Annotated in this window: 12 protein-coding genes; 8 read left to right on the forward strand and 4 right to left on the reverse strand. The window is 74.1% G+C overall.

Annotated features, from left to right (window positions below; all coding sequences use genetic code 11):
- Positions 1–95: 95 nt before the first annotated feature.
- From Ae717Ps2_RS21665 to Ae717Ps2_RS21685, 5 genes are all read left to right on the forward strand, one after another.
- Entirely contained in the window at positions 96–1028 is a 933-nt protein-coding gene (locus Ae717Ps2_RS21665; RefSeq protein ID WP_075310434.1) for a hypothetical protein, read from the forward strand.
- A gap of 100 nt (positions 1029–1128) precedes the next feature.
- Positions 1129–2826 carry a GNAT family N-acetyltransferase gene (locus Ae717Ps2_RS21670; RefSeq protein ID WP_075312847.1) on the forward strand — a complete coding sequence of 566 codons (1698 nt, stop codon included), beginning with the start codon at positions 1129–1131 and terminating at the stop codon, positions 2824–2826.
- Positions 2827–2851: 25 nt separating this feature from the next.
- Entirely contained in the window at positions 2852–4039 is a 1188-nt protein-coding gene (locus Ae717Ps2_RS21675; protein ID WP_083695247.1) for an esterase family protein, read from the forward strand.
- Positions 4040–4052: 13 nt separating this feature from the next.
- Entirely contained in the window at positions 4053–4325 is a 273-nt protein-coding gene (locus Ae717Ps2_RS21680; protein WP_020625124.1) for a hypothetical protein, read from the forward strand.
- Between the two features lie 24 nt (positions 4326–4349).
- Positions 4350–6404, forward strand: a complete 2055-nt coding sequence (locus Ae717Ps2_RS21685; protein ID WP_075329692.1) for an NAD(+) synthase — start codon at positions 4350–4352, stop codon at positions 6402–6404.
- Here the strand turns inward: Ae717Ps2_RS21685 and Ae717Ps2_RS21690 are convergent.
- The gene (locus Ae717Ps2_RS21690) at positions 6401–7846 is read right to left on the reverse strand and encodes an amino acid permease (RefSeq protein ID WP_075333837.1); all 1446 of its coding nucleotides are present in this window, start codon (positions 7844–7846) and stop codon (positions 6401–6403) included. The genes Ae717Ps2_RS21685 and Ae717Ps2_RS21690 overlap by 4 nt on opposite strands.
- Before the next feature lie 423 nt (positions 7847–8269).
- Between Ae717Ps2_RS21690 and Ae717Ps2_RS40085 the strand changes: the two genes are divergently transcribed.
- Positions 8270–8596, forward strand: a complete 327-nt coding sequence (locus tag Ae717Ps2_RS40085) for a hypothetical protein (protein WP_075310428.1) — start codon at positions 8270–8272, stop codon at positions 8594–8596.
- 44 nt (positions 8597–8640) lie between these two features.
- On the opposite strand, the gene Ae717Ps2_RS21700 is transcribed toward Ae717Ps2_RS40085, so the two are convergent.
- The gene (locus tag Ae717Ps2_RS21700) at positions 8641–9984 is read right to left on the reverse strand and encodes an MFS transporter (RefSeq protein ID WP_233147652.1); all 1344 of its coding nucleotides are present in this window, start codon (positions 9982–9984) and stop codon (positions 8641–8643) included.
- A gap of 277 nt (positions 9985–10261) precedes the next feature.
- Here Ae717Ps2_RS21700 and Ae717Ps2_RS39275 point away from each other — a divergent pair, with 277 nt between their 5' ends.
- On the forward strand, positions 10262–11038 hold the full coding sequence (locus Ae717Ps2_RS39275) for a hypothetical protein (protein WP_233147653.1): 777 nt from the start codon (positions 10262–10264) through the stop codon (positions 11036–11038).
- Between the two features lie 49 nt (positions 11039–11087).
- Here the strand turns inward: Ae717Ps2_RS39275 and Ae717Ps2_RS21710 are convergent, their stop codons facing one another.
- On the reverse strand, positions 11088–13145 hold the full coding sequence (locus Ae717Ps2_RS21710) for a PhoX family phosphatase (protein ID WP_075312844.1): 2058 nt from the start codon (positions 13143–13145) through the stop codon (positions 11088–11090).
- A 337-nt stretch (positions 13146–13482) separates the two neighbouring features.
- Complete coding sequence (locus Ae717Ps2_RS21715; protein WP_083695250.1) at positions 13483–14220, reverse strand: response regulator transcription factor; 738 nt, start codon at positions 14218–14220, stop codon at positions 13483–13485.
- A 269-nt stretch (positions 14221–14489) separates the two neighbouring features.
- On the opposite strand from Ae717Ps2_RS21715, the gene Ae717Ps2_RS21720 reads away from it, so the two are divergent.
- Positions 14490–15995, forward strand: coding sequence for a helix-turn-helix domain-containing protein (locus tag Ae717Ps2_RS21720; protein WP_020625397.1), 1506 nt, complete (start codon positions 14490–14492; stop codon positions 15993–15995).
- Positions 15996–16027 lie beyond the last annotated feature (32 nt).

The following is a 16027-nucleotide window of genomic DNA, read 5'->3' on the forward strand; positions in this document are numbered from 1 at the left end:
ACAGTCTGTTCTGGACTTGATCTAGGAGGTTCCCGACGACGGGGACGGATCGTCCCGCCGCCGGGGTCCCGGGACCGCCGTGGAATCGTGGTGAGGTGCTCGCCGGGACCGCACTGCTCCCGCTCGGGTCGGCCGTCACCGTCACTGCCGTCGCGGGCGCGGCCGTGCTCGCCGTCGTCCTGCTCGTGCTCCGGTGGGGCCGGTGGCGACCCGCGGTGCGGGCGGCCGCCCTGCCGGCCGTGGTCGCGCTCGTCGTGCTCACCCTCGCGGTCGCGACGAACGCCTGGTTCGGCTTCTACCCGTCGCCCGCCTCGCTGGCCGCCGGACCGGACCGCGGCGGCCTGCCCGCGCCGCCCGCCCCGCCGGTGACCGGCCCCGGCCGGGACACCGTGCTGACCGTCGACGGCGTCGAGGTGCCCGTGCACCTCCCGCCCGGCTACGACGACCACCTCGCACACCCCGTCCTGGTGTGGACCGGGCCCCGTGACGGGTCGGCCGCGGTCGACGCCGCCGTCGACGCCGCGGTCACCGCGGGGCGGATGCCGGCCGTGGTGGTGCTGTGGACCGACCGGGTGCCGGCGGCCCGGCTGCGTGCGGCCGCGGTCGCGGCCGGCTCCCCGGCGCTGCGGACCGACCGGGCCGCGTGGGCCCTCGCCGGACCGCCCGACGCGCCGGGGTGCCCACTGGGCCGGGCGCTCGCCGAGCGTGCCGACGTCGCGACGGCGGCCGGGCCTCCCGGCGGCGACGGCTGCCCGGACCCCGCGTCCGGTTCGCCCGATCCGTTGGACCTGGTCGTCGTGCGCACCGCGGCGACGCAGGATGACCCGGTGCCGGGCGCGCCGCCGCCGGGCCCGGCGCTAGCGTCGGGGTCGGTGACCGCGGCGCCGGGGACCCCGGCGGCCGACGTCGTCGCCGCGGAGCTGGACGCGCTCGGCGCCCGGCTGCGGGGTCCGGTGGCCCGCTCGGACGCCGCCGGTGGATCGCCACCGGAGACGGGATCGACAGGAGGAACGCGTGACGGGCTCTGAGGGCTCCGGTCCGCCCGGCGACACCACGGACGAGCGCGGGGACGTCCGCTCCACCCGCGGAGCGGCCCCGACGCCGGACCCGGAGGCCCGCAGACGACGGCTGTCCGAGGCCGCCGTCGTGCGCGCCGTGGTGTGGGCGGCACGGATCGTCGGTGCGCTGACCGTCGTCGCGGCGGTGCTGCCCGCGCCGCGGCGCATCCTCGGCGGCGAGCTGCGCAGCACCCTGGGGCTGCCCGCGGGGCTGGGGCTGGCGTCGCTGGTCGTGACCGCACTCGCCGGGGTCGGCCTGCTGCTGCTGGCCACCGGGCTGCGCCGGCGCAAGCAGCGCGCGTGGTGGGTGGCGACCGCGACGACGACGTTCCTCGTCGTGGTCAACCTGCTGCACGTGCTGGACCAGCGGCGCGGCATCGGGCCCGCGGTGCTCGTCGTCGCGCTGCTGGCGGCGCTGATCGCCACGCGCCGCTACTTCGTCGCCCGGCAGGACCCGGGCGGGCTGGGCCGGTCGGTCCGGTCGCTGCTGCAGTTCGGGCTGTCCGGCTTCCTCATCGTCTGGGTGCTGCTCGCGCTCAACCCGCGCCGGCTCGTCGGCGACCCGTCGATCGCCGCGCAGGCCGCGCACGCGGCGCTGTCGCTGATCGGGGTGACCGGCCCGGTCCAGTTCGAGCAGCGTTCCGTGTGGCTCGACGACCTGACCTCGGCGATCGGGCTGACCTTCGGGGTGGTGGCGCTCGTCGTCGCCGGCTACCACCTGCTGCGCTCACCGGAGCCGCGCCCGTCGCTCGCCCCCGAGGACGAGGAGCGCCTGCGCGCCCTGCTCGACCAGCGCGACGGCGACTCGCTGGGCTACTTCGCCCTGCGCCGTGACAAGGCCGCGGTGTTCGCCCACGGCGGGAAGTCCGCGGTGTCCTACCGGGTGCTCGCCGGGGTCGCGCTGGCCTCGGGCGACCCCGTCGGCGACGTCGGCGCGTGGCCCGGCGCCATCGAGGCCTTCCTCGACATCTGCACCCGGTACGGCTGGTCGCCCGCGGTGCTGGGCTGTTCCGAGCGCGGCGCGACCGCCTGGGCCAAGGCCGGCCTCGACGCCCTGGAGCTGGGCGACGAGGCGGTGCTGGAGACGGCGACGTTCAGCCTCGACGGGCGCCCCATGCGCGGGGTCCGCCAGACCGTCAACCGGATGCAGCGCAGCGGGCACACCGTCGAGGTGACGCGGCTGCGCGACGTCGACGAGGCCGAGCGGACCCGGATCGCCGAGCGCGCGCACCGCTGGCGCGGCGCGGAGGACGAGCGCGGCTTCTCGATGGCGTCCTCGCGGGTCGCGGACCCCTCCGACCCGGACGCGGTGATCGTCACCGCGTTCCGCGACGGCGAGCCGACCGGGATGCTGCAGCTGGTCCCCTGGGGCCGCGACGGACTCTCGCTGGACCTCATGATCCGCTCCGCCGACGCCGACAACGGCGTCAACGAGCTGATGATCGCCGAGCTGATGGCCGCCGCGAAGGACCACGGCGTGAAGCGGGTGTCGCTGAACTTCGCGATGTTCCGCTCCGCCCTGGAGCGCGGCGAGCGGATCGGTGCCGGACCGGTCGCCCGCGGCTGGGCCCGGGTGCTGCGGATCGCCTCGCGCTGGTGGCAGATCGACTCGCTCTACCGGTTCAACGCGAAGTTCCGTCCCACCTGGTACCCGCGCTACGTGCTGTTCCCCGCCGTCCGCGACCTGCCGCGGGTGCTGTTCGTCGTGCTCGAGGCCGAGGGCTTCGGCGGCCGCCCGCCGACGCTGCTGCGGCTGCTGCGCCGGTGAGCCGGGACCACGTGGGGGCGGTGTCGTGATCCACGCCTCCGAGCTGCGCCTCGACGTCGTCGCCGCGGCGGTGGTGCCGGCCGTCACGGCGGTACTGGCGCTCGTCCTCACCGGAGGGCTGTGGCACCGGCTGCGCCGGGTCGCGCGGACGCTGCTCGTAATCGTCTCGGCCGTGGCCGTGCTCGCGGCCGCCGGGGCCGGGGCGAACCTGCTCGGCGGCTTCTTCCCCACCGTCGGCTCGCTGATCGGGTCCTCTCCCGACCCGGGCGAGGGCTCGGTCGCCGACATCGGCCCGGACGGCGCCGGCCTCGACGCGGCGATGCCGCTGGTCGCCGCCCGGTCCGCGCAGGGGCTGGGCTCCACGCTGCACATGACCCTGCACGGGGACGCGTCCGGCATCGACCGCGACGCCGACGTCTACCTCCCGCCCGGCTACACCGAGCACCCGCAGGCCCGCTTCCCGGTCGTCGAGTGGCTGCCCGGGTTCCCCGGCGAGCCCCGCGAGGTCGCCGCGCTGTTCCGGGTCCCCGAGGTGCTCGACGCCGCGATCGCCGCGCACCGCATCCCGCCGGTCGTCCTGGTGATCCCCGACATCAACGGCGAACCCCGGTTCGGCCACGACCAAGAGTGCGTCGACGCCCAGCACGGCGCGGCCGACGACACCTACCTGACCACCGACCTCGTCGGCTGGACCACCCGGCACCTGCGGGTGCGCACCGACCGCGGCGCCTGGGCGCTGGCCGGCTGGTCCTCGGGTGGGTACTGCGCGATGAACCTGGCGCTGCGCCACCCGCGCACCTACGCGCTCGCGGTCAGCCAGAGCGGCTACGACCGCACCCCCGACGACGTCGTCACCGGGGAGCTGTTCGCCGGCCGGCCCGACCTGGCGTCCGCGAACGACGTCGTCGCACTGCTGCGCGAGCGGCCTGCACCACTGGCGATGCTGGTCACCGCGGGTTCCGACGAGCCCGAGGAGCGGGCGGCGGCGGACCGGATCCGGGCCGCCGCGGCGCCGCCGGTGACCGTCGACACCCGGGTGTACCCGGGCGGCGGACACAACCAGAACGCCGTCCGCGCCCAGCTGCCGGACCTGGTGGACTGGCTGGGTGCGCACCTGCTGGGGCCGCTCGCCCCGCCCGCGACGCCGGCGGGTGTCACGATCGACGACGGGCCCGGTGTGCCGCAGCGCGTGCTGCCGGTCCCCGACCCCTAGGAAGGAGACACGCGTGGTCTGGGAGGGAGTCGGCACCCTGCTGCTGGTCGGTGGGCTGCTCGCCGGGGTGGTGTGGATCGTGATCGCGGCCGGCGTCGGGGAGATCCCGGCGCTGCTGCACGGCCTGGCGCTGTGGTTGCTGGTGCCGCTGGCGTGGCTGGGGTCGCTCGGGGTCGTGCTGGCCGGCGGCTCGGTCGGGGCCGGCTGGGCGGTGCTGCTGGGGCTGCTCGTCGCCACCGGGATCGCCTGCGGGGCGGCGCGGATGCTGGCGGGTCGACGGGGCTGACCACCCACCGGTCAGAATGACGACGTGGACTTCCGCTCCGTCTACCGCCACCGCTTCCTGCGCACCGCCGCGGCGACCCTGCACACCACGATGGCCGACCCGGCCGCGAACGTCGCCGCCGTGCTGGAGACCGCCCGGACCTGCGCCGACGACGGCGTCGGGCTGGTGGTGTTCCCCGAGCTGACGCTCTCGGGCTACTCCATCGAGGACGTCCTGATGCAGGACACCTTGCTGGACACCGTCGAGACCGAGCTGGTCTCGCTCGTCGCGGCGACGGCGGACCTGCTGCCGGTCCTCGTGGTCGGGGCACCGCTGCGGTACCGCCACCGCCTCTACAACTGCGCGGTCGTGATCCACCGGGGCCGGATCCTCGGCGTCGCCCCCAAGTCCTACCTGCCGACCTACCGCGAGTTCTACGAGCGCCGCCAGACCGCCGCCGGCGACGACGTCCGCGGTGCGACCATCCGGCTGGGCGGCGCGTCCGGTGTCGACGTGCCGTTCGGCACCGACCTGCTCTTCGCCGCCGAGGACCTGCCCGGCCTGGTGCTGCACGCCGAGATCTGCGAGGACTACTGGGTGCCGATCCCGCCGTCGTCGGAGGCGGCGCTGGCCGGGGCGACGGTGCTGGCGAACCTGTCCGGCTCGCCGATCACCGTCGGCCGGGCCGACACCCGGCACCTGCTGTCGCGCTCGGCGTCGGCGCGCTGCCTGGCCGCCTACGTCTACGCCGCAGCGGGCGAGGGCGAGTCCACCACGGACGTCTCGTGGGACGGCCAGACCATGATCTACGAGAACGGCGTGCTCCTCGCGGAGTCGGGGCGCTTCCCGCAGGGGGCGCGGCACGCCGTCGCCGACGTCGACCTCGACCTGATCGCCGCCGAGCGGCGCCGCCAGGGCACGTTCGACGACAACCGCCGCACCCACGCCGCCCGCACCGACGCCTTCCGCACCATCGGGTTCCGGCTCGACCCGCCCGGCCACGACATCGGGCTGCGCCGCACCGTGGAGCGCTTCCCGTTCGTGCCCGCGGACCCGGCGCGGCTGGAGCAGGACTGCTTCGAGGCCTACTCGATTCAGGTCGCCGGGCTGGAGCAGCGGCTGCGCGCGATCGGCCAGCCGAAGGTCGTGATCGGGGTGTCCGGCGGGCTCGACTCCACGCACGCGTTGATCGTCGCGGCCCGGGCGATGGACCGGCTCGGGCGCCCGCGCACCGACATCCTGGCCTTCACCATGCCCGGCTTCGCGACCTCGGACCACACCCGCAGCAACGCCGTCGCGCTGTCCGAGGCCCTCGGGGTCACCTTCGACACGATCGACATCACCGGCACCGCGCGGACGATGCTGTCGGAGATCGACCATCCCTTCGGGCGCGGCGAGCCGGTCTACGACGTCACGTTCGAGAACGTCCAGGCCGGGCTGCGCACCGACTACCTGTTCCGGCTGGCGAACCAGCGCGGCGGGATCGTGCTCGGGACCGGGGACCTGTCGGAGATCGCGCTCGGCTGGTCCACCTACGGCGTCGGCGACCAGATGTCGCACTACAACGTCAACAGCGGCGTCCCGAAGACGCTGATGCAGCACCTCATCCGCTGGGTGATCTCCTCCGAGCAGTTCCCGGCCGAGGTCTCCACCGTGCTGCAGTCGGTGCTCGACACCGAGATCACCCCGGAGCTGGTGCCGTCGGACGGGACCACCGAGGTGCAGTCCAGCCAGGCCACCGTCGGGCCGTACGCGCTGCAGGACTTCACGCTCTGGTACACGCTGCGCCACGGCTACCGGCCGTCGAAGATCGCCTTCCTGGCCGGGCACGCCTGGTCCGACGCGACCGCGGGCGCCTGGCCGCCCGGCTTCCCCGACGACGAGCGGCCCGAGTACTCCCCGGCGGAGATCCGCCGGTGGCTGCAGGTGTTCGCCCGGCGCTTCTTCCAGTTCGCCCAGTTCAAGCGCTCGGCGCTGCCGAACGGACCCAAGGTGTCCGCCGGGGGTGCGCTGTCGCCGCGCGGTGACTGGCGGGCGCCCTCGGACCTGTCGGCGACGATCTGGCTGGACGAGATCGAGCGCGAGGTCCCGGAGGGCTAGGCGGCGATCCGGTCCCGCTCGGCGAGCTCGGCGGCCACCTTCTCCCGGTGAGCGGCCCTGGCCCGGGCGTGCGCCGGGCTGCGGCGCAGCACCAGGTAGGCGACGGCGAGCACGGCGAACCAGATCGGCGTCACCAGCAGGGCGACCAGGGTGTCGTCCTGCTGGGTCAGCGCCCACAGCACGAACACGAAGAACGCCAGCACCGCGACGACCATCGGCACCCCACCCGGCATCGGGAACCTCGACGCCGCGTGGCGCTGCGGGCGGCGCCTGCGGTGCTCCAGGTAGCTCACCAGGATCATCGTCCACACGAACACGAAGCAGACCGACGAGATCGTCGTGACGACGGTGAACGCCTCCACCACGGACTGCCCCGAGTACAGCAGCGCCACCCCCACCAGCAGGAACGCGCACGAGAACGCGAGCGCGTTCACCGGGACCCGGCGCGCGGACAGCCGGGCGAACCGCGGAGGCGCGGCGCCGTCACCGGCGAGGCCGTAGACCATCCGCGACGTCGAGTAGATGCCGGAGTTGGCGCTGGACAGGGCACTGGTGAGCACCACGAAGTTGACGACGCCTGCCGCCGCGGCGAGCCCGGCGAGACCGAACATCGCGACGAACGGGCTCTCGTCGGCAGCGATCCGCCTCCACGGGGTGACCGCGCAGATGACGACGAGGGCGCCGACGTAGAACAGCAGGATCCGCACCGGGATCGTGTTGATCGCCCGCGGCAGCGTGCGCTCCGGGTCACGCGCCTCGGCGGCGGTGGTGCCGACGAGCTCGACCCCGACGAAGGCGAACACGGCGATCTGGAAGCCGGCCACGAAGCCCGTCACACCGGTCGGGAAGAAGCCGCCGTCGTTCCAGAGGTTGGCGAACGCCGCGGTCGTGCCGTCCGGGGCGCGGAACCCGCCGAGGACCATCGCCAGCCCGACGACGACGAGGGCGAGGATCGCGACGATCTTGACCAGAGCGAACCAGAACTCGGCCTCGCCGAAGGCGCGCACCGTCGGCAGGTTCAGCGCGAAGAGCACCAGGATGCAGGCCAGCGCGGGGATCCAGAGCGGGACGTCGGCCCACCAGTAGGCGACGTAGCCAGAGATCGCGACGACGTCGGCGATGCCGGTGACCACCCAGCAGAACCAGTAGGTCCAGCCGGTGAAGAACCCGGCCCACGGGCCGAGCAGGTCGGCGGCGACGTCGCTGAAGGACTTGTAGCGCAGGTCCGACAGCAGCACCTCGCCCATCGCGCGCAGCACGAAGAACAGGAAGAAGCCGATGATCGCGTAGACCAGGATCACCGACGGCCCCGCGAGCGAGATCGTCTTGCCCGCCCCCAGGAACAACCCGGTGCCGATCGCGCCGCCGATGGCGATGAGCTGGATGTGGCGGTGGGCGAGGTCCCGGCGGAGCGGCGACCCGGCCGTCGCGTCGTCGTGCATCGTGCTGTCCCCCTTGCGCTCCCGAACCGTTCGGAGGCGCCCGACCGTATCGAGGCGCAATGCGGACGTCCCAACGTGACGGGTACGGACGGGGGTGACCCACTGGTCCGGACGCGGTGACGACGAGTGCTCCGAGTGCACGTCCGGCGCAGCGGTGGTGCGTGTCGTCGTGTCGTCGGCACCGACTGCCGATCGGTGACACGGTTCACCGAGCAGGCAGGGCCCCACTGTGCCGACGGGACGGCGCCGCACCCGGCGACCGGGCGACCGAGCCGCTCCGCCCCGTCCGCCGGCACCCGGTGCGAGCAGCGGTGACGGACGGTCCTGAGTGGATCGCCGGTCCACGGTGGGCGGCTCCCCGCCCCGCCGGGCCCGGGTGAACCCGACCACTACTGTCGCTCGCATTCGACCTGGAGGTGAGTCGTGGCACTCGCGAACATCCTGTCCGAGATGCCGGATCTGCTGGAGCGGACCCTGGCGGAACACACCCCCGACACGCAGGGCTTCTGCCGTGAGTGCCGGGACGCGACGGGGGTCAGTGCCACCTGGCCCTGCGTGACCCGCGAGCTGGCCGAGCAGGCCCGCTCGATGTCCTCCCCCGGCACCGGAACCAGCACCGGCCCCGCAACCAGCGCCGTCGACGAGCGGGCGGTCGAGGGCACCGTGGCCGGGCGTCGCCGGGCCAGGGACCTCTCGTCCTCGGCCGGCGCCCCGGCCCCGCTCGGCAACGGCCGGCACCGTTCGCTCTAGGCCCCTCCGGCGCCCCGGACACCGCGTCCGGGGCGCCGTCGTCGTCAGGAGAGCCGGGCGGGTGCGTCCGGGCGGTGCGTCTCGCGGATGAGCAGCACCGCGACCAGCGAGATGACCGCGACGACGACCATGTAGGCCGCGACCGCCATCGACGTCCCGAAGCCCTGCTGCAGCGCGGCGGCGATCAGCGGCGCGAACCCGCCGCCCAGCACCGCGCCGACGGCGTAGGAGAAGGACGCGCCGCTGTAGCGGAAGCGGGCCTCGAACATCTCCGCGAACAACGCGGACTGCGGGCCGTAGGACAGCCCCAGCCCCACCGTGAGGACGACGACCGCGACGACCATCGCGGCGAACCCGGTGGTGTCGAGCAGCAGGAAGAACGGCACCGGCCACACCACGAGCAGCACCGAGCCCGCCAGGTAGGCACGCTTGCGGCCGACCCGGTCCGACCAGACCGCTCCGGCGACGATGCTGACCAGCCAGCTCAGCGAGCCGATGATCACGACGACGATCATGGTGTTCCGCGGGACCGCCAGCACCTGGGTGCCGTAGGAGAGCAGGTAGGCCAGGAAGATGTAGCCGATCGCGTTGTTGGCGACGAAGCTGACCGAGGCCAGCACCAGCTCGCGCGGCCGCTGCCGGAACACCTCCAGGATCGGGGCCCGGCTGCGGCCGCGGTGGGTCCGCAGCAGCGCGAACACCGGGCTCTCCTCGACCCGCATCCGGATCACGAGCCCGACGACGACCAGCAGGATCGACAGCAGGAACGGGATCCGCCAGCCCCACGCGGCGAACTGCTCTGGGGTGGTCAGGTTGGACACGACGAGGAACACCAGCTGGGCCAGGATCAGCCCGGCGGGCACCCCGATCTGCGGGAACGAGCCGTAGCGCCCGCGCCGTCCGGGCGGGGCGTGCTCGACCGCCATGAGCGCGGCGCCGCCCCACTCACCGCCCGCCGAGAGACCCTGCAGCAGCCGCAGCACGACGAGCAGCACCGGCGCCGCGACGCCGATCTGGCCGTAGGTGGGCAGCAGGCCGACCCCGACGGTGGCCACACCCATCAGCAGCAGCGAGAGGACCAGCATCTTCTTGCGGCCGAGACGGTCACCGAAGTGCCCCCACACGATGCCGCCGAGCGGACGTGCCACCAGGCCGACGCCGAGGGTCGCGAACGCGGCCAGGGTGCCCGAGGCCGCGGACATCGTGCTGAAGAACTGGCTGTTGAACACCAGGGCCGCGGCCGTGGCGTAGATGAAGAAGTCGTACCACTCGATCGTCGTGCCGATCGCGCTCGTCGCGGCGACCCGGCGCACCTGCGCGGGCGCGGAGCCGGTCGTGTCGGCGGCACTCGTCGGGCCCGTGCCGGGCGCGGCCTGCTGCTCGGTCATGCGTCCTCCCCTGCCCCGGGACGACGGTGTCCCGGACGCGCTACTTTTGCACCGAACGTCCGGTCGGGTAAAGACGTCCGGTGCATCCGGTGCGTGCCACTCGCCGCACGGCCGGGTGCGGTCGCCGCCACGAACGGACCGTGAAGATCGGACATCGCGGGACATTCGCTACCGTCCGGTCACTGAACACGCGGTCCGGTATCCCCCGACGGGCCGGGATCCCCCGATCCCGACGCTCCCCCGCAGCCCGGCCGGTCCGCGTGCCGGAGGAGAGACCGTGCCGCCGCACCAGGAAGTGCCCCGACACCGACATCGGGCGCAGGCCGGGCCACGGCCCGGCCTGCGTCACGTCGCCACCGCGGCCGCCGTCGCGAGCGGCACGCTCGCCGTCGTCACGCCCGTGACCGGGCTCGACCTCGGGCCGACCCGGGCCGACCTGCGCCTGGCCGCGCAGGAGGTGTCCGACGGCCCCGGCGCACCGTTCGCCGAGGCCGCGGCCGCAGCGCGGGACACCCCGGTCCTCGGCGCCGAGATCGTCCGCGACGCGGGCCTGCTCGACCCGCCCGCCGACGCGAGCCTCGCCGCGGCCCGCAAGGCCCAGGCCCTGGTGCAGGAGGCCGCCGAACGGGCCAAGGCCGCTGCGGAACTCGCCGCGCGCGGGCTGAACGACCCGTCGTGCGGGCTCGACCTCGGCGATCTGGGCCGGGTGAAGGAGTGGGTCTCCGACGCCGCGGAGTTCCTCGGCTGCGCCTACGGCGAGACCGACCTGATCGGCGTCGCGCAGCGGGCGAACGCCTCCGACCACCCCACCGGGCACGCGCTGGACATCATGGTGCGCGGGCAGAAGGGCGACCGCATCGCCGACTGCGCACTGGCCAACGCCGACGAGCTCGGCGTGAAGTACGTCATCTGGGAGCAGCGCATGAACGACGGCTCCGGGTGGTCGACGATGGAGGACCGCGGCGGCGACACCGCGAACCACTACGACCACGTGCACATCTCGTTCGACGAGCGCGCCGGGTCCGGCGAGCCGGACCTCGGCCGCTGCGCCTGACCCAGCGCCACCCGGTCCGCGCGGAGCGCGGACCGGGTGGCGCCGGGTGTCAGACGCCGATCTTCGCCGGGCGGCCGCCCTTCAGGTGCCGGATCGCGGCGACGGCCGGGCGCGGCTGCGCGGCGCCGCCGTCGGGCCAGTGCGAGGCGGGCTTCTCCGGGGAGGCCCCGTCGAGGTCGCCCGGGTGCTGCACCGACACGAGCACGAAGTTCTCGGTGACGACCGGCCCGCAGCACTCCGAGCCGACCGGGACGCTGGCGAACAGCCGGGTCGAGCCGCGCTGCGGCCCCTCCAGCACGACGCCGTAGAGGCCGTCGTTGATCTTCAGCGCCTGGGTGGAGTCGGTCGAGACCCAGAGGTTGCCGTAGGGGTCGAACGCCACGTTGTCCGGCGAGGTGATCGGGCTGACCTGGGACTTGTCGAACCCGCCGAAGTAGGTCGACGGGTCGTCGGGGTCCCCGCAGACCAGCAGGATGTTCCAGGCGAACGTCGTCGCCGCCGGGTCGTCGCGCGTCTCGGTCAGCTCGATGACGTGGCCGTGCTTGTTCGCGTTGCGCGGGTTCGCCTCGTCCGGACCGGCCTTGGCACCCGCCTTGCCGCGGTCGGAGTTGTTGGTGCAGGCGATGTAGACCTTCCCGGTGCGCGGGTTGGGCTCCACGTCCTCCGGACGGTCCATCTTCGTCGCGCCGACCTTGTCCGCGGCGAGCCGGGTGAACACGAAGACGTCGGCGACGCTCATGCCGTCCACGTAGGACTTCGTGGTCGACGCCAGCGGCTTCCACTGCCCGGAGCCGTCGAAGCGGCCGTCGCGCGGCAGCGCCCCGGTGCCGGTGATCTCCGCGGCCGGGCTGTCCCCGGTGAAGGTCGCGACGTAGAGCGTGCCCGAGGACAGCAGGGTGGCGTTGTGCTCGCGGGCGGCCCGGCTGTTGCCGCGACGCATCCGCTTGTCCGACACGAACTTGTAGACGTAGTCGAAGCGCTCGTCGTCGCCCATGTAGACGACGGGGCGGCCGTCGCGGGTGAGGGCGACGGTGGCGCCCTCGTGCTTGAAGCGGCCGAGCGCGGTGTGCTTGACCGGTTTCGAACGCGGGTCGTGCGGATCGATCTCGACGATGTAGCCGAACCGGTTGGCCTCGTTCGGCTCCTGCGCGAGGTCCCAGCGCGGGTCGACGCGCTCCCACTTGCGCGACGAGCTGCCCTCGGAGATCCCGTAGCGCTTCGCGCGCTCGTCGGTGACCGGGCCGGAGGCGAAGTAGCCGTCGAAGTTCTCCTCGCCGGACAGGAAGGTGCCCCACGGGGTGGTGCCGCCGGCGCAGTTGCCGATCATGCCCTTGACGCTGCGTCCGGTCGGGTCGGCCTTGGTGCGCAGCACCTCGGCACCGGCGGCCGGGCCGTCGAGCACCATCTCGGTGTCGGCGGTGATCCGCCGGTTGAGTTTCCCGTTGCGGTCGTAGCGCAGCTCGCCGGTGCGCAGGTCGCGGGTCACCTCGACGACGCCGCCGCCGTGCGCGGCGATCCCGATCCGGATCTGCTCGGGGGTGGGGGCGTCCTCGTCGTAGCCGCGGAACATCAGCGGCTCGAGGGTGTACTCGTGGTTGGAGAACATGACGTAGCGGCGACCGGGGCCGTCGATCGGCAGGATGCCGCAGAAGTCGTTGTTGTAGCCGAACTGGCGGGCCTGCGCCGCGGCGGTCTGCTTCTCGAAGTCGAACTCCGGCGCGTCCGGGAACATCGGGTCGCCCCAGCGGATCACGACGTTGCTCGCGTAGTCGGTCGGCACGCGGATCGCGTCGTCGAGGTTCGGCGCGACGGTCTCGTACTGCAGCCCGCGCGGGGGCCGGGCCTGCCGCCCCGCGGCCACGTCGGCACCGAGCGGATGGGCAGGCGCGGCCGGGGCGGGCTCCGCCGCGGAGGCCGTGCCGGCCAGCGCCACACCGGCCCCGGCGCCCAGGCCGATCACCGCACCGGCGCGGAGCATCCCGCGCCGGTCGAGCACGGCCTGCATGACGTCGCCGAAGTAGGCGTTCGACGACGGGTTGGGCTCGGGCCGGGAGCAGGCGTCGCCGCACCGGTAGCGGCAGGTGAGTCCCTGGCGGTCGTGCCGCATGCGGTCGAGGAGCGGGAGGGCACGGCGGGGGCCGGCCTGGGGGGCGTCGCCGGGGCAGGTGTGAGCCACGGTCGTCCTCCTGGGGTCGTGGTGGGATGGCGCGGTGCGGTCCGGTCCGTTCGGAACCGTCCCTTTCCTCCGCATCCCAACACCCCTGTTCTCCCGTGAGGTGAGGAGAAGGTGGCCGCCGGGTGAACGCATCCCCGGATGGGATGACGTCGACCACGCGACGCGACCGGCACGGCCACCCGATGGGTGACCGCGCCGGTCGTGTCACTCCGTGGAGCAGGGGCACGGGCCGGGGCGGGTACGTGTCCTCCGCCCCGGCCCGGCGGGATCAGACGATGCCCTGGCGGGCGGCGGTGTAGACGATCTCGGTGCGGCGCCGGACCTCGAGCTTGTCGCGAAGGTTCCGCACGTGGAACTTCACGGTCGCCTCGGAGATCCGCAGCCGGGTCCCGATCTCGCGGTTGGACAGGCCGACGGCGAGCAGCCGCAGCACCTGGTTCTCGCGGTCGGTCAGCAGCGAGGTCTTGCAGAGGTCCGGCGCGGGCGACGGCGCCGGGTCGGTGTCCCGCAGCACCTGCAGCGGGCCGGCGCTCGCGGTGCCCGGGTCGAAGACGCCCTCACCGCGCAGGACCGTGCGCAGCGCCCGCACGATCTCGGCGGTGTCGGCACCCTTGCGCAGGTAGCCGTGCACCCCCAGACGCACGGTGCGCATCATCGCGTCGCGGTCCCGGCAGCCGGTCAGCACGAGGATCTTCACCCCGCGGCAGCGCTCCATCAGCGCACGCACCAGGTCCAGGCCGGGCCGCTCGTCGCGGGCGAACTCGATGTCGACGACGATCACGTCGGGGCGGGTCCGCTCGGCGGCCATCAGGGCGTCGCGCGGGGAGGCGGCCTCGCCGGCCGGGGCCAGGTCGGGTTCGGCGGTCAGCAGTGCCCGCAGCCCGTGCCGGACGACCGGCTCGGAGTCGACGACGAGTACCCGGGCCGCGCGGCGGATCACATCCGCGCCGTCGGCCCCGCGGCCGGCACGCAGATCGGTGGCCTCACGAACGGCTTCGAGCGTCATCGCTGTCCTCCGGTGGGTCTGTTGCGTCATCGCCGGGCACCACCCGGCGTCCCGATGCGGCAAACCGTAAGGAGCGCCACGTTGCCCCCACGTTGCGCGCGATCCGGCGACGTCGCATCCCGGCCCGGTCGTATGGAGGTCGGGCCCCCGAACAGCGGGTATGCTCGCCACCCCGGGGGACGAACGCCGGGACGGATCGACCCGCGCCGGCGCGGGGCATCACGTGGGAGCAGGGCACCGGGTGTGCCCCGGCCGTGGCGGGAGGCGACGTGAGCGGAGCCGAGGGCGGCACCTCCCCCGACGAGCTGGTGGCCGACGCGAACCGCCTGCGGCGCATCTACGACGACGGGCTCGGCGCCGGCGGCTCGGCCGGCGCACCGCGACCGGTCGTGTCCGACTCCTGGCAGCGCAGCCTGGCCGCGCACGTCGACCCGGAGGGCAGGCTCCCCCCGCTCGTCTACCTCGCCGACGAGCTGAAGGAGGTCCGGACCGGCCACCCGCTGCACGCGGTGATGCCGCTGCTCCGCTCCACGCTCGTGAGCATCGCCGACGAGGCGATGCACGTGATGCTCGTGACCGACGCCGACGGCACCGTCCTGTGGCGCGACGGCGCACACGGCCTGCTGCGCTCCGCCGACGACGTCGGGCTCGTCGAGGGCACCCGCTGGGCCGAGGAGACCATCGGCACCAACGCGATGGGGACCGCGCTGGCCGTCGACCAGCCGGTCCGGATCCACTCCGCCGAGCACCTCGTGCGGACCTACCACGACTGGACCTGCGTCGCGGCTCCCGTGCACGACCCGGACACCGGCGACACCATCGGCGCCATCGACATCTCCGGCCCGCTGCACACCGTGCACCCCGCGCTGGTGCAGCTGGTGACGGCGACCGCGCACCTCGCGGAGAACCAGCTGCGGGTGCGGCTGGCGATCGCCGACGAGCGGCTGCGGGTCAAGAACATGCCCCACCTGACGGCGTTGCGCGGCTCCGAGGGCGCCCTGCTGTCCCCGAGCGGCCGGGTCATCGCCAGCGAGCCCTACGGCCTGTTCCCCGAGCGGATCCGGCTCGACGACGGCGTCGACCGGGTGCAGCTCGGCGACGGCCGGGAGATGGCCGTCGAGAAGCTTGCCGAGGGCTACCTGCTGGTGCCGCCGTCGCGACGGCGCGGGCGTGTGGTCGCGGCGGTGCCGCCCGAGACGGCACGCCCGCTGGAGCTGCGCTTCACCGGCGGGGGCGGGCCGCGCGTCACCCTCGACGGCGAGGAGTTCGCGGCCACCCTGCGCCCGGCCGAGATCCTCACGGCGCTGGCGCTGCACCCCGACGGGCTCTCCGGCGAGCAGCTGACCCTGATGCTCTACGGCGAGGACGGCAACCCGACCACCCTGCGCGGCGAGATCCACCGCCTGCGGTCGTCGCTGGGGGCGGAGCTGCTGCTCACCCGTCCGTACCGGCTCGCGACCGGGCCCCAGGCCGACTTCCTGCGGGTCCGGGACGCGCTGCGGGACGGCCGGGTGTCCGAGGCGCTCGACTCCTGCCACGGCGAGCTGCTGCCCCGTTCCGACGCGCCCGCCGTGCGCGAGCTGCGTGACGAGCTGCTGGTCGGGCTGCGGCACGCGGTGCTCGCCTCGGACGACGTCGCGCTCCTGCACCGCTTCGTCGTGCACCCGCTGGGGACCGACGACCTGGAGGCGCACGAGCTGCTGCTGGACCTGCTCGACCGGGACGACCCGCGCCGCGCCGCCGTCGCCGCGCGGGCCGAGCACCTGCGGGACTGACCCGGCCCGGTCGACCCGGTGACCCGGCCGAC

Source organism: Pseudonocardia sp. Ae717_Ps2 (assembly GCF_001932475.1).
GTDB lineage: Bacteria > Actinomycetota > Actinomycetes > Mycobacteriales > Pseudonocardiaceae > Pseudonocardia.